The 12,146-nt window shown below is 53.1% G+C and carries 12 protein-coding genes and 1 tRNA gene; 8 read left to right on the top strand and 5 right to left on the bottom strand.

Annotation, left to right across the window (positions count from 1 at the left end):
* Positions 1-80 precede the first annotated feature (80 nt).
* Positions 81-156, top strand: a tRNA-Phe gene (locus tag J1836_RS07960).
* A gap of 117 nt (positions 157-273) precedes the next feature.
* Positions 274-945 carry a glutathione S-transferase family protein gene (locus J1836_RS07965; protein WP_207250530.1) on the top strand — a complete coding sequence of 224 codons (672 nt, stop codon included), beginning with the start codon at positions 274-276 and terminating at the stop codon, positions 943-945.
* A gap of 7 nt (positions 946-952) precedes the next feature.
* On the opposite strand, the gene J1836_RS07970 is transcribed toward J1836_RS07965, so the two are convergent.
* Entirely contained in the window at positions 953-1,315 is a 363-nt protein-coding gene (locus J1836_RS07970; RefSeq protein ID WP_207250531.1) for a hypothetical protein, read from the bottom strand.
* Positions 1,316-1,394: 79 nt separating this feature from the next.
* On the opposite strand from J1836_RS07970, the gene J1836_RS07975 reads away from it, so the two are divergent.
* Positions 1,395-2,351, top strand: a complete 957-nt coding sequence (locus J1836_RS07975) for a DUF808 domain-containing protein (RefSeq protein WP_207250533.1) — start codon at positions 1,395-1,397, stop codon at positions 2,349-2,351.
* On the opposite strand, the gene J1836_RS07980 is transcribed toward J1836_RS07975, so the two are convergent.
* The 4 genes from J1836_RS07980 to orn all read right to left on the bottom strand — a co-directional run bounded on the left by J1836_RS07980 (position 2,344) and on the right by orn (position 6,821).
* Positions 2,344-4,353, bottom strand: a complete 2,010-nt coding sequence (locus J1836_RS07980) for a transglutaminase TgpA family protein (RefSeq protein WP_207250535.1) — start codon at positions 4,351-4,353, stop codon at positions 2,344-2,346. The genes J1836_RS07975 and J1836_RS07980 overlap by 8 nt on opposite strands.
* Positions 4,346-5,245, bottom strand: coding sequence for a DUF58 domain-containing protein (locus J1836_RS07985; RefSeq protein WP_207250536.1), 900 nt, complete (start codon positions 5,243-5,245; stop codon positions 4,346-4,348). The genes J1836_RS07980 and J1836_RS07985 overlap by 8 nt, the downstream gene beginning before the upstream one ends.
* Positions 5,232-6,173 (bottom strand): AAA family ATPase, encoded by a 942-nt coding sequence (locus J1836_RS07990; protein ID WP_207250537.1) that lies wholly within the window; start codon positions 6,171-6,173, stop codon positions 5,232-5,234. Before J1836_RS07990 ends, J1836_RS07985 begins: the two co-directional genes overlap by 14 nt.
* A 102-nt stretch (positions 6,174-6,275) precedes the next feature.
* The gene (gene orn, locus J1836_RS07995) at positions 6,276-6,821 is read right to left on the bottom strand and encodes an oligoribonuclease (protein WP_207250539.1); all 546 of its coding nucleotides are present in this window, start codon (positions 6,819-6,821) and stop codon (positions 6,276-6,278) included.
* A gap of 48 nt (positions 6,822-6,869) precedes the next feature.
* On the opposite strand from orn, the gene J1836_RS08000 reads away from it, so the two are divergent.
* The 5 genes from J1836_RS08000 (at position 6,870) to J1836_RS08020 (ending at position 12,146) form a co-directional block, all read left to right on the top strand.
* Positions 6,870-8,111 carry a M48 family metallopeptidase gene (locus J1836_RS08000; RefSeq protein ID WP_207250540.1) on the top strand — a complete coding sequence of 414 codons (1,242 nt, stop codon included), beginning with the start codon at positions 6,870-6,872 and terminating at the stop codon, positions 8,109-8,111.
* 13 nt (positions 8,112-8,124) lie between these two features.
* Positions 8,125-8,391 carry a hypothetical protein gene (locus tag J1836_RS08005; protein ID WP_242632772.1) on the top strand — a complete coding sequence of 89 codons (267 nt, stop codon included), beginning with the start codon at positions 8,125-8,127 and terminating at the stop codon, positions 8,389-8,391.
* 41 nt (positions 8,392-8,432) lie between these two features.
* Positions 8,433-9,335 (top strand): ribosome small subunit-dependent GTPase A, encoded by a 903-nt coding sequence (rsgA, locus tag J1836_RS08010; protein ID WP_207250544.1) that lies wholly within the window; start codon positions 8,433-8,435, stop codon positions 9,333-9,335.
* Positions 9,336-9,572: 237 nt separating this feature from the next.
* Positions 9,573-10,082, top strand: coding sequence for a hypothetical protein (locus tag J1836_RS08015; RefSeq protein ID WP_207250545.1), 510 nt, complete (start codon positions 9,573-9,575; stop codon positions 10,080-10,082).
* 93 nt (positions 10,083-10,175) lie between these two features.
* Positions 10,176-12,146, top strand: a complete 1,971-nt coding sequence (locus J1836_RS08020) for a transglycosylase SLT domain-containing protein (RefSeq protein WP_207250547.1) — start codon at positions 10,176-10,178, stop codon at positions 12,144-12,146.

The raw sequence follows: 12,146 nt of genomic DNA on the forward strand, positions 1-12,146 counted from the left end.
TTGGCTGAAGTGTAGCAGAAAAAAACAAAAGATTAGTACTTGACAACTTATACGCAAAACGGTTTAATTGCGCCCTCTGTGGCCGGATAGCTCAGTTGGTAGAGCAGGGGATTGAAAATCCCCGTGTCGGCGGTTCGATTCCGTCTCCGGCCACCACTTCATGATCGATATACCTTAGTCTGCATTCGCAGACTTCTTTTTATCCAGCCCCCCGTTAGCCGCCGTTGACTTTGGTGTATACTGACCTGCGTTGTCGTTACACAGGAAAGCCCCATGTCTTTGCCCACTAAGCTCGAACTCGTCAGTTTCAAAATTTGCCCATTCGTACAGCGTTCTGTGATTGCGCTGCGTCAGAAAGGCATTGCGTTCACCCTCACGCATCTTAATCCACAAGACAAACCCGCTTGGTTTAATGCGATTTCTCCCTTAGGCAAAGTGCCTGTTTTGTTGGTGGATGGTACGCCGTTGTTTGAATCGGCGGTGATTTTGGAATATGTGGATGAAGTGTATCCGCCGTCCTTGCATCCGGCTGACCCGTTAGCCAAAGCCCAGCATCGCGCATGGGTTGAATTCTGCTCCGAGTTGTTGGGTCGCCAGCACCGTATGCTGATGACAACCGATGCGGCAAGTTTTAACGAAGCACGGGATGCCTTGCAACAAGGTTTACAACGCTTGGATGCGGTAATTGCGCCCACTGCACCGTATTTCGCTGGCGCGTCTTTCCACTTGGTGGATTGTGTGTATGCGCCTTTGTTTATGCGTTTAGCCTTGTTGAAGCAAACCTATGGTTTGGAGATGCCTTTTAGCGCACGGATGCAGGCATGGAGTGATGCGTTGCTGGCGCTGGACGTGGTGAAAACGTCGGTAGTAGAAGATTTCCCGACGGTGTTTGCTAATTTCCTGAAAAGCAATAACAGCTATTTACTGAGCAAGGCTGCGGCTTGATTCACTGTTAGCCTATCTTGAGCGCTAGCCATATCGCCATAAACACGCCCGCTAGCAGGAATGTGAGTAATTGCGCTCTAGCTAAGTGTTTGACCGAAATGCCAAGCCCATCGCTAAAATGGTAAATGCTGCGTTCGGTGGGCAGATGTTCGGTTAACGCTGCTAAGACTTTGCCTAACAGGATTGAGCACACGACGGATAGCAAAAACGTGATAATCGCGGCGATAAGAAACACCCGCGTTAGTCCTTGGACATTGCCAGTTTGCAGGATAGTCAGGCAGCCACCCCCTAAGGTGGTATTTAGCCCGATAAGCCATTTACTCCAATCCTTCAGGGAGGCTATCGCGTCCATTTGCGTGGTTTTTTCCATAACGGTATCCTTGTTCTGCCTTGTATGCTTGCTGCTACAAGCGTAGTACAACTAAATCAAATTTAATTAGGAGTTTTGTATGGCGGGTGGAAGCCTTTTAGCCTTACTTGATGACATCACCACAGTTCTCGACGATGTTTCTCTCATGACCAAAGTCGCCGCGAAAAAAACGGCGGGGGTGTTGGGTGATGATCTGGCGCTGAATGCGCAGCAAGTGGCGGGTGTCCAAGCCGAACGGGAATTGCCCGTGGTGTGGGCGGTGGCGAAAGGCTCATTTCTTAACAAACTGATTCTTGTACCTGCCGCGTTGCTGATCAGTGCGGTTGCGCCGTGGTTGATTACGCCGCTGCTGATGATCGGTGGCGCGTATTTGTGCTTTGAAGGGTTTGAGAAAATTTACCACAATCTGATGCACAGCGATGCGGAAGAACACGCCGAAGCGGTTGAATTGCTCGAAGTTGCTCATAATCCCGACATCGACATGGTGGCGTTTGAGCAGGACAAGATCAAAGGCGCGATTCGTACCGACTTCGTGTTATCGGCTGAAATCATTGTGATTGCGCTTGGCACGGTGGAAGCGGCTTCGTTTGCTATGCAAGCCCTGACCGTTTCCGCGATTGCCATTATTATGACCATTGGTGTCTACGGCTTGGTGGCGGGTATCGTTAAATTGGACGACCTCGGTTATCACCTGCTCAAAGATCGCGTGGCAAGTGGCTGGACTAGTTTCCGTCAATCATTAGGACGCGGCATTTTGTGGTTCGCGCCGTGGTTGATGAAAACCTTATCGGTAGTCGGTACAGCGGCAATGTTCTTGGTCGGCGGCGGTATTTTGCTGCACGGTATTCCGCATTCGCATGATTTTACGCACGGTGCAGAACTGTTCGTGCAGCAAGTCGGCTGGATTGGGGATGCGCTGCAAGCCATTACGCCAACTTTGCTGAGCGGTGTGTTTGGCGTATTGGCGGGTGCTGTGGTACTTGCGGTGGTTGCGCCTGTTTCGGCGTTGGTCAGCAAGTTCAAGCAAACTACTTGACCTTTGCCAGCAATGCCTTTAGCCGTCGGGTGGCATTCTGCCCATCGGCGGTGGGGGCGTAGCAAATACCTTCGTACACCTGCGTAAACTCACGGATCACCCCTGCCAACGCGGGTAACTGTTGCGCGGCGTGCGCCGCAAACGTACTTGGCGCAACACCCACGTCGCGTTGCACGCCGTGCTTTGCCAATGCCTCGCAAAAGCGGCGGTAGAGGCGATGTTCCAAGGCTTCTTTGGGCGGGCGTTGAGTTAGCCCCAATACTAATAACCAAAACAAACCAATCGCCGCAAACAGCCCCGCGACCAGCAAGGCGACGCGCTCAATCGAAAATGTGCCCAGCATATTTTTCAATAACGCGGCTTGTTCGGCACGATCATAGCCCACCACCCAACGCCGCCAGCCGTATTGCACCGTATCCAGTTGCTGGCTAATGCCGTTTAGCCACGCGATTTTGCGGGGGGAAAACACCGCATCTGCCAAGAATGTGCCTTCGGCTTGCACGGCAGCTTCTAAGCCTTGTTCGGTACGGCTAGGCGCAACGGCAGTGGTAGGGTCGATACGTACCCAGCCGCGCCCCGCCAGCCACACTTCTGCCCACGCATGAGCATCGTATTGATGAACGGCTAAATATTGCCCTGCATCATTCCACTCGCCGCCCTGATAGCCCACCACGACGCGTGCCGGAATGCCTGCCGCTCGCATTAAAAATACGAAACTGCCCGCGTAATGCGCACAAAAGCCGCGCTGCGAATCGAATAGAAACGCATCAATCGTGTCACGTTCTCCCAAGGTCGGCGGGTTCAAGGTGTAAGCAAACGCTTGTTCACTAAACCGTGCCAGCACCTTGTCGATATAGGCTTGTGGATTGCCGGTTTCGCGCCATAACTGCTGCGCTAACGTGCGGCTACGCGCATCGCCCGTCGGCGGCAAGCCCAACGCCAAAGTGCGCAAATACTCCGGCAAAACGCTATCGCGCTGCGCATCAGGATAGCTCACCGCTTTCAGCAGGAACGGTGCTTGCAGTTCTTGTTGTGCCATGACGCGATAATCTGCGCCGCGCAAGACCGCGCCTTCCACTTCAACGGTGGGGGCAAGCGTAAACAACCACGGTTGCCCAGAGCTTTCATAAATCGCTTCATAAGGCACGGCTGTGCCTTGCACTTGCACGCTCTTGGGATTCCAGCGGTAATGGCTCAAGAGCGCGGTTTTCAGTTGGTAAACGTCGTAATCACGGGCAAATTGCCGCCACTCATGCCCATTGAAATGGTTGAGCACCAAGCCTTGCCAATACAAGTCGTGCTGCGCGGGGCGTTTGCCTTTAAAGGCGACGCGAAACGCTAAGTCGCCCGATTTCGCGAGCTTCTCAATATCGCCGGGTGCCATGCGGTCGGCGATGCCGGTTTTGGCTTGTGTGGTCGCCAGTGGCAACGACCATAGCGGCGCAAAGCGGGGGGCGAACACAAAAATCACGATCATCAGCGGCAAACATTGCAGCAGCATAAACACCGCTAAACGCAAATTGAAGCGCACGTTTTGCCCCGCTGAAAACTCGCTAATGGCTTGTTGCACCCCAACCAATGCGCCCGTGAGGATGACCATCGACACCATGCCATACAGCGCCGCGCCTAGGGATTGCGAGTACAAAAAGTGCAGTGCCACCAGAAAGTAGCCGATGAATATCACCACAATCGCATCGCGGCGTTGCACCACTTCCAATGATTTGAACGCAAAACCGAGCAACAACAAGGTAGCCATCGCATCCAACGAGGGGAATTTCAAACCGCTCAACAGCAAACCACCGACCCCCAAGCCGACCAGCAAGGTTTTGGTGATATTCCCCGGTTGTAGTGCTGCGCCCGATAACACCCGCAGCCGCCACCCTGCCGCAAACAGCAGCACTGGCAGTAACCAGATGGGTAGGTCGAAGAGAAACGGCAAGATCACCACGACTTGCGCCGCCAGCAACCAGATCATGCCAGTGTAGGTGATGTGTTTAGTCATTTGCTAACCCAAACAATGCCAAGGCTTGCAAGCAACGGGCTTTGTGCGCGTCGCCTTTGTCGGGTGCAATCACTTTACCGGGGAGTTTTAAGCCGTATTGGCGCTGTTCCTGATGGCATTCCAACACTTTGCGGCATAAGTGTGACAGGCGCACTTCGATACCAGGCATGGGCAATGTTTCCCAGTCGAGCCACACCTCATGACTGGCGTAATCCACGAAGGTTTTGGTGTACAGCTTGCCTGTTTGCGCGAACTTAGCCCAATGCACGCGCTTGGGGGCATCGCCGTATTGGTAATCGCGGATGCCGCCGAAATCATTCGTGCCGCCTGTTATTTCCAGCCCAGATTCGCTGTTATCACCGTATGATTCGCCCTGCGCTTGGAAGGCTTTTTCCACGGGGGCGGGGTAGACCACGCCGTGTATATCGAGGTGAACATACGCCCATGCCAGAGCTAGCCCTGTTGGGTAACGGGTGGAAATCTTGAGGCGCGGCGGGGTAAAGCGTCCGCGTTGCTGCGTGCTATGCGACAGTTTGATGCGGGCTGTTTGTGTGCTGATCAGGTCGATCTGCACTTGCATGGCATCTTCCCACGTCAGCTCTAGTGCGTATTTGGCGTAGGGGGTAGGGCGGCTGAGTTCCACTTCCAATACCGCTTTTTCGCCTGCAAAACAGGGTTCAATGCCAACAGCGGTGAGGGTTAGCCCTGCTAAATTGCGCCATGTGTAAAAAATATTGAGCAGCAGCAACGCCAGCAGCCAAAAGCTGATGATGTACACCAGCGAATTCTGGAAGTTGATGCCGAGCAAAAACAGCAACGCGATAATGCTCAACAGCCCCAACGCGGTTTTACTGGGGATAATGTAGATATTGCGTAAGTTAAGCGTTGCCATTTCCGCTACCTACCACGTCCACTTTGCTGAGGATGTGTCGCGCCAGTTGGTCGCCTTGCGCTTCTTGCCGCCCGATGAGGCGATGCCCTGCCACCGCGATGAACACGGCTTGCACATCTTCCGGCAACACATGCCCGCGTGTTTGCAACAATGCCCACGCTTGCGCCGCTTTCACCAATGCCAATGCGCCGCGTGGGGATAACCCTAAGTGACAGACATCGCTGCGTCGCGTGTAGGCAATCAGGCGTTGCACGTAATCGAGCAAGGTATCGGTCATACGCACTTGCGGCACGATGGATTGTAGGGCTTTGAGGCGATTGCCGTTTAACGTAGGTTGCATATTCGCGAGCAAGACCCGCCCATTGCGCCCTTTCAGCAAGGCACGTTCGGCAGCAGGTTCGGGGTAGCCTAACGATAAGCGCATCAGAAAACGGTCAAGCTGCGATTCGGGCAGCGGAAATGTGCCGGATTGGCTTTGCGGGTTTTGGGTGGCAATCACGAAAAACGGTGCAGGCAAGGGGTGTGTTACGCCATCGACGCTAACTTGGCGTTCTTCCATTGCTTCCAGCAAGGCGCTTTGGGCTTTGGGGGTAGCGCGGTTGAGTTCGTCGGCAAGAAAGACTTGGCTAAACACGGGGCCCGGGTGAAAGTGAAATCTGCCCGCTTGTTGTTCAAACACTGATGCACCCAGCAAATCGGCAGGCAGCAAATCGCTGGTGAATTGCACGCGTTTGTATTCCAGCCCACAGACTTGGGCGAGGGCGTGCGCGAGGGTGGTTTTGCCCATGCCGGGGAGGTCTTCCAACAACAAATGTCCGTTTGCCAGCAAGCAGGTGAGGGCGAGTTGCACCTGTGGCTCTTTGCCGTGAATGACCTTGTTCAATTGCGCCAGCGTCGCCTGAATCAGTTGCGGGGCTGCGGTTGTCATCGTTTATCCGTTATTGTTATTGATGAGGTTTGGGGGTGACTTTACAGGATGCGTAAGGTACTGCCTATTAAACTCAGATAAGGTGTGTTTCCATCACCCCGCTCAAACTCGGATAAAATGCTCGCGGTAGTATTTCAACTCATCAATCGAATCCTGGACATCTGCCAGTGCTAAATGCCGCGATTCTTTCTTGAAACCTGCGGTGAGACCGGGTTTCCAGCGTGTTGCCAATTCTTTCAAGGTGCTCACATCCAGATTGCGGTAATGGAAAAATTTTTCCAGTGTTGGCATTTGGCGGGCAAGGAAACGCCGATCCTGACAAATGCTATTGCCACACATCGGCGATGCACCTGCTGGCACAAACTGCTTGAGGAAATCGAGGGTCGCTTGTTCGGCTTGCGCTTCCGACCACGTACTGTCTTGCACCCGTTGGATCAGACCTGAGCCGCCGTGCTGTTTTTGATTCCAGTCATCCATTTTTGCCAACGTTTCGGCGGATTGGTGGATGGCGATGACGGGGCCTTCTGCCAAGATAGTTAAATCCTTATCGGTGACGACGGTGGCAATTTCGATAATGACATCGTTGATGGTATCCAGTCCGGTCATTTCTAGATCGATCCAGATCAAATTTTCCTGATTCATGCGCATTCGGTTACACTGTAATTACTTTAGGGAATCGGGAATATAACAGACATCATGCAAACCTTTACCTACATTTTCCTTGTGTTTTTACTGGCATCAACGTTGGTGCAAATCTATCTGTCGTTGCGTCAAAAACAGCACGTCAGTGCGCATCGCAGTGCTGTACCCGCGCCCTTCCTCGGCAAAATTGCGTTGGAGGAACACCAAAAAGCGGCGGATTATACCTTGGCGAAAGGCGGGGTAGGGCGCATCGACGTGCTGCTCGGTTTGGTGTTGCTGCTGGTGTGGACGTTGGGCGGCGGCTTGGATTGGCTGGATGTGCAATGGCGTAGCTTGGGTTGGAACGAACTCTACACGGGTACGGCAGTGATCATCAGCTTGATGCTGCTTGGCAGTGTGTTGGATCTGCCGCTTTCCTTGTACCGCACGTTTGTCTTGGAAGAGCGCTTCGGTTTCAACAAAATGACACCGACTACATTTGTGGTGGATGCGTTAAAAGGAACAGCGTTGGCGTTGGTCATCGGCATTCCCGTGGTCATGCTGATCCTGTGGTTGATGGCATCGGCAGGCAGCTTGTGGTGGCTGTACGCATGGGCGGCATTGACAGGCTTTTCCTTGCTAATGACGTGGGCATATCCTAAATTCATTGCACCCTTGTTTAACAAATTCAGCCCGTTGGAAGAAGGTGAAGTGGCGCAACGTTTGAATGCGTTGCTGGCGCGTACCGGCTTCAACAGCAATGGCGTGTTTGTGATGGATGGTTCGCGCCGTTCCGCGCACGGTAATGCGTATTTCACCGGTTTTGGTAAAAACAAGCGCATCGTATTTTTCGACACGTTGTTGAAGCATTTAACGCCTGCCCAAGTGGAAGCGGTGTTGGCGCACGAGCTGGGGCATTTTAAACGTAAGCACATTGTCAAAGGCATGGTTTTGTCGATGCTCATGACGTTGGCGGGTTTCGTCGTGTTAGCGTGGTTGATGGGGCAGGCATGGTTTTATACTGCACTCGGTGTCAGCCAGCCATCCACTTACATGGCGTTGTTGCTGTTCGTGCTGGTTAGCCCTGCGTTTACGTTTTTCATCGGGCCGATCATGGCGTGGTGGTCACGTAAGCATGAATTTGAAGCGGATGAATTTGCCGCACAACAGTCTAGCGGTGTGGAACTGATTGCGGCACTTGTTGGTCTTTACAAGGAGAATGCCAGTACCTTGACACCTGATCCATTGTACTCGGCGTTTTATGACTCGCATCCGCCCGCCGCGATACGGATTGCGCATTTACAACAACATACCTGAAAAGAGTAGTGAAATGAAACCTGTCTTGATTCTCTGTAGTAGCCTGCTGCTGATGCAAACAGCACTGGCTGCGCCCGACCCGGCTAACGGACAAAAGCTGTTTGTTAATTCACCGTGCGATACTGAGGAGCTGACTGCCCCCAACCCTAAAATCACCGATACGGTGAGCTTGGAAAAAGAAGTGCGTCAATGTGACATTACCCGCAACATCAATTGGTACGATGACGAAATCAAAGATGTGGTGACTTACTTGAACCAAACGTATTACAAATTTCAGTAATACGTGGGCAACGTAGACGTTTTCCGTCACAATAGGATGTTATGACGGAAAACATATTTCAAGCAGCTTCTTCAGGCATCGGGCAGGTGATTACTCGCTTCGGTGCGGACGTTCTTATCGAAACCGCAGGTGGTGAATTATTGCGTTGCACCGCCCGGCGTAAGCTCGATAACCTTGCCTGTGGCGACCGCGTGCAATGGGAGGGTCAAGCCCAAGGCAATGCAGCGGTCACAGCCCTGCTCCCGCGCCAAAACGTGTTGGAGCGCCCAGACTTTCGCGGGCGCTTACGTCCGGTCGCCGCCAATATCGATCTCTTAATCGTCGTGACCAGTTGGCAACCCGCGCCCTTGTGGGAAATGTTGGATCGTTATCTGATTGCCGCCAACCGTTTGCACGCCGATGTTTTGTTGGTGATGAACAAAGCCGATTTACGTTCTACCCATGCCACGGCAGAAGCGGAAGCCTGTTTAGCCGAGTATGTGCAAATGGGTTGCGACGTACTGCACGTTGCGGCAGATCAAAACCAAGGCATTGCCGACATTCTGGCGGCGATTCGGGGGCGTACCGCTATCGTAGTGGGGCAATCGGGGGTGGGGAAATCCTCCATTGCCACACAATTGCTGCCAGACACCGACATCCGCGTGGGCAGTATTTCGGAGACGGGGGAAGGACGGCATACCACCACGTCCGCCATGCTGTACCGTTTACCCACGGGTGGCGCGTTGATTGATTCGCCGGGGGTGCGCGACTTTGGATTGATCGGGCTGGACTTTGCCACGCTGGAAACCGGTTTTCCTGAATTCCGCCCGTTTTTGGGGGAATGCCGCTTTCACAATTGCAGCCACAACCACGAACCGGGCTGTGCCATCAAAGCAGCGGTTAGTGCTGGAAAAATTCCACCCCGCCGTTTTGCACGTTACCTCAGTTTGCTCGCGACGGTGTGACCGCTACCTTACGTACCATAGATCGGAACGCTTGTCGTGGTTCATCTGTTGTTAGGGGATGGACGCAGTATACTTACCGTGAATTAATCAAAAATAAGGCGAAAAACGCTGATTCTCATAATGACTTGTTAGGAAAGTGAGCACTGTCACTTTAATGCTTGGAACTTTTTAGTAAAGTCAAGTGCCTGATTCAATAGTTTCATTAGGAAATCATCCAGCCAAACTGAGGTAAACACCATGAACATCCATCAATTGCACCTTCCCGATACCTTTTTCCATGACATGCAGGAATGCAGCCCCTGCGAAGCCTCGTCCCACTTTGCCACGGCGCGTTATTGGCCGAAGGTGAGAATGCACCGTCGTCACTTAGTCGGAATGCCCGATGAACGTTTGAGTATCGAAATTTCCAACCCTTGGCCTGACTTAATTCTCCGCTACGTTAAAATCGCTTTCCTTTCCACCGGTCCGCACAGCCACCTCAAAAACGGTCTACCCGCTGTCAAATTTGCCCCCACGCACGGTATTGAATTTGGTGAAATCGCCTACAGCGGTACTGACCAGCAGCGTGGTGGCGTTATCCGTGACATTATTATGTTAGAAAGTGAGCATCGTGCGGAAGGCCATGAGATTTACGCAGGCGTGAGTTTTACGGCGTATGACAAAGCCGATCAGGTGAAACATTACGGTTATTTGCTGTTTAAAAGCAATGTATTGTTGGCAACGCAAGATTACGATCAGGCCGCATAACGCCACGATCAACCGCCGGTTTACAGCATTCAATTGAATCCAGCGCGGTATTTATGAGACTCTTGGCGTATTATTGGTAGCCTGACTTGTTTAATGAGCCGATTGTTATTGACCCTGACGTGTTGTATGTTATCCAGCACTCCGCCCGCCCTAGCGGCGTTGCCGGACAACGCATTGGTGCAGCGCCAACTGTTCCAGCAAACGTATAGCGACTTACAAGCCGGAAATACCAGTGGATTCGCCGCGTTGCCTGCCGATATGCAACGCTACCCCTTGTACCCGTGGTTAGAATACACCTACCTCAAGCAAACCTTCGAGACTGTGCCAGACGCGCAAGTGCTGGACTTTGTATGGCGTAATCCCTATTCCCTATTTGCCGATGATCTTTACGGCAAACTCGCCCAACGTTTCGCTCAGAAACAAGACTGGCAAAACCTGCTCACCCATATTCCCGCTGATATTGAAGACACCGATACGCAATGTTACCGCACTCAAGCGCTGGCGGCAGTTGGTCAAAAACCAGCGGCGTTAGCGCTCGGCAAACAAGCTTGGCTGGGCATTACCAAAGGTATTTCCGCAGCGTGTGTGCCGGTCACGGATTTATTGCGCCGCCATGTGCAATTGGCTACCACGGATTATTGGGAACGCATTCGTGTCGCCCTCGATAAAAACCAAACCACACTCGCGACACAACTTGCCGCTGATTTGCCGCCAGACGCACAGGTTGCAGTGAATTTGTGGATACAAATTCGCAATAGCCCCGCTGATGCCTTGCCTCTGGCTATCCAGCAAGCCGATACCGCGTATTTACGCGATGCGATTGGCTACGGGCTGGAACGCCTTGCCAAAAAAGAACCGCAAGCTGCCGAAACGCTGTGGTTAGCGGCACGGCAACGCCTCAAATTTACCCCCGCCGAAAGTGCCAAGGTTGAAAGTGCACTGGGGATGCAGCAAGCCCTGCGTCATGAAGCCGTGGCTGTGCCGCGTCTTGCCGCGATTCCTGCCGACTTGCGCACCCAAGACGGCAATCTGTGGCTAGCCCGCGCCGCCGCGCGGGCGGGTGATTGGGAGAGCGTGTTAAACGCAACCCAGCAACTCAAATTCGACAATGAACGTGATGCGGCGGGCTGGCATTACTGGCAAGCGCGAGCATTAGAACAAACCGGCGAAAAACGTGCTGCCAAGAAGTTGTACGCCAAGATTGCTACACAGCCTACGTTTTACGGTTTCCTCGCCGCCGATCATCTTGGGCAGAGCTACGACAGCCTCAATACTAAACCGCAGGATCGCAGCCAACGGGTCGGTGGCTTGCAGAAAATTGCAGCAGTGCAACGTGCTTTCGAGTGGTTTGCGCTCGGCAACCGTGAGCAAGGGCGCAAGGAGTGGTTTCGTGCCCTCAAGCCAATGGATAAAGCGGGCATTTTAGCAATGGCAGAGTTGGCGACGCGTGCCAATGACGCGAATCTGGCGATTTGGACGGTGGCGCGTGCCAAAGAATGGGATGAGGTCGATTTACGTTTTCCGCTGGTTCACACCGATTTGGCGGTGGAGCAGGGGCGCAATCAAGGTATTCAAGCGGCGTGGATTATGGGGGTGATGCGCCGTGAAAGTGCGTTTGATGTGAATGTCGAATCTGGTGCCAAAGCACTCGGTTTGATGCAATTGATTCCACCGACCGCCCGCGCCGTGGGCAGTAAGTTGGGGCTGAATATCAATGGGCGCGAGGACATTTTGCGCCCCGCGACCAATGTGCAATTGGGTAGCGCGTACTTGCGTGAGATGCTGGCAAAATTTTCCGGCAATTATGTGCAAGCCACGGCGGCGTACAATGCTGGGCCGGGGCGTCCGCCGCAGTGGGCACCGGATAAGCTGATCAATGCCGATCAGTGGGTGGAAAGTATTCCGTTTACTGAAACCCGTGATTACGTGCAGGCGGTCATGGCTTACACCACGATTTACGACTATAAACTGACCCAAGGCAAAGGCAGCCGCCTGTCTGAACGTTTACTACCGATTGCGCCTAAACCGCCTGCACCGGTCGCTGCACCTGTGGTGGCGCAATAG

Source organism: Thiothrix fructosivorans, assembly GCF_017349355.1.
In the GTDB taxonomy this organism is placed as follows: Bacteria; Pseudomonadota; Gammaproteobacteria; order Thiotrichales; family Thiotrichaceae; genus Thiothrix; species Thiothrix fructosivorans.

Excerpts from the sequence above, each read along its gene's own strand:
- J1836_RS08020 (WP_207250547.1), top strand. The coding sequence starts at position 10,176 with ATGAGCCGATTGTTATTGACCCTGACGTGTTGTATGTTATCCAGCACT.
- J1836_RS07985 (WP_207250536.1), bottom strand. The coding sequence starts at position 5,245 with ATGGCAACGCTTAACTTACGCAATATCTACATTATCCCCAGTAAAACC.
- orn (WP_207250539.1), bottom strand. The coding sequence starts at position 6,821 with ATGCGCATGAATCAGGAAAATTTGATCTGGATCGATCTAGAAATGACC.
- J1836_RS08015 (WP_207250545.1), top strand. The coding sequence starts at position 9,573 with ATGAACATCCATCAATTGCACCTTCCCGATACCTTTTTCCATGACATG.
- J1836_RS07975 (WP_207250533.1), top strand. The coding sequence starts at position 1,395 with ATGGCGGGTGGAAGCCTTTTAGCCTTACTTGATGACATCACCACAGTT.
- J1836_RS08000 (WP_207250540.1), top strand. The coding sequence starts at position 6,870 with ATGCAAACCTTTACCTACATTTTCCTTGTGTTTTTACTGGCATCAACG.
- J1836_RS07980 (WP_207250535.1), bottom strand. The coding sequence starts at position 4,353 with ATGACTAAACACATCACCTACACTGGCATGATCTGGTTGCTGGCGGCG.
- J1836_RS08005 (WP_242632772.1), top strand. The coding sequence starts at position 8,125 with ATGAAACCTGTCTTGATTCTCTGTAGTAGCCTGCTGCTGATGCAAACA.
- J1836_RS07990 (WP_207250537.1), bottom strand. The coding sequence starts at position 6,173 with ATGACAACCGCAGCCCCGCAACTGATTCAGGCGACGCTGGCGCAATTG.
- rsgA (WP_207250544.1), top strand. The coding sequence starts at position 8,433 with ATGACGGAAAACATATTTCAAGCAGCTTCTTCAGGCATCGGGCAGGTG.
- J1836_RS07965 (WP_207250530.1), top strand. The coding sequence starts at position 274 with ATGTCTTTGCCCACTAAGCTCGAACTCGTCAGTTTCAAAATTTGCCCA.
- J1836_RS07970 (WP_207250531.1), bottom strand. The coding sequence starts at position 1,315 with ATGGAAAAAACCACGCAAATGGACGCGATAGCCTCCCTGAAGGATTGG.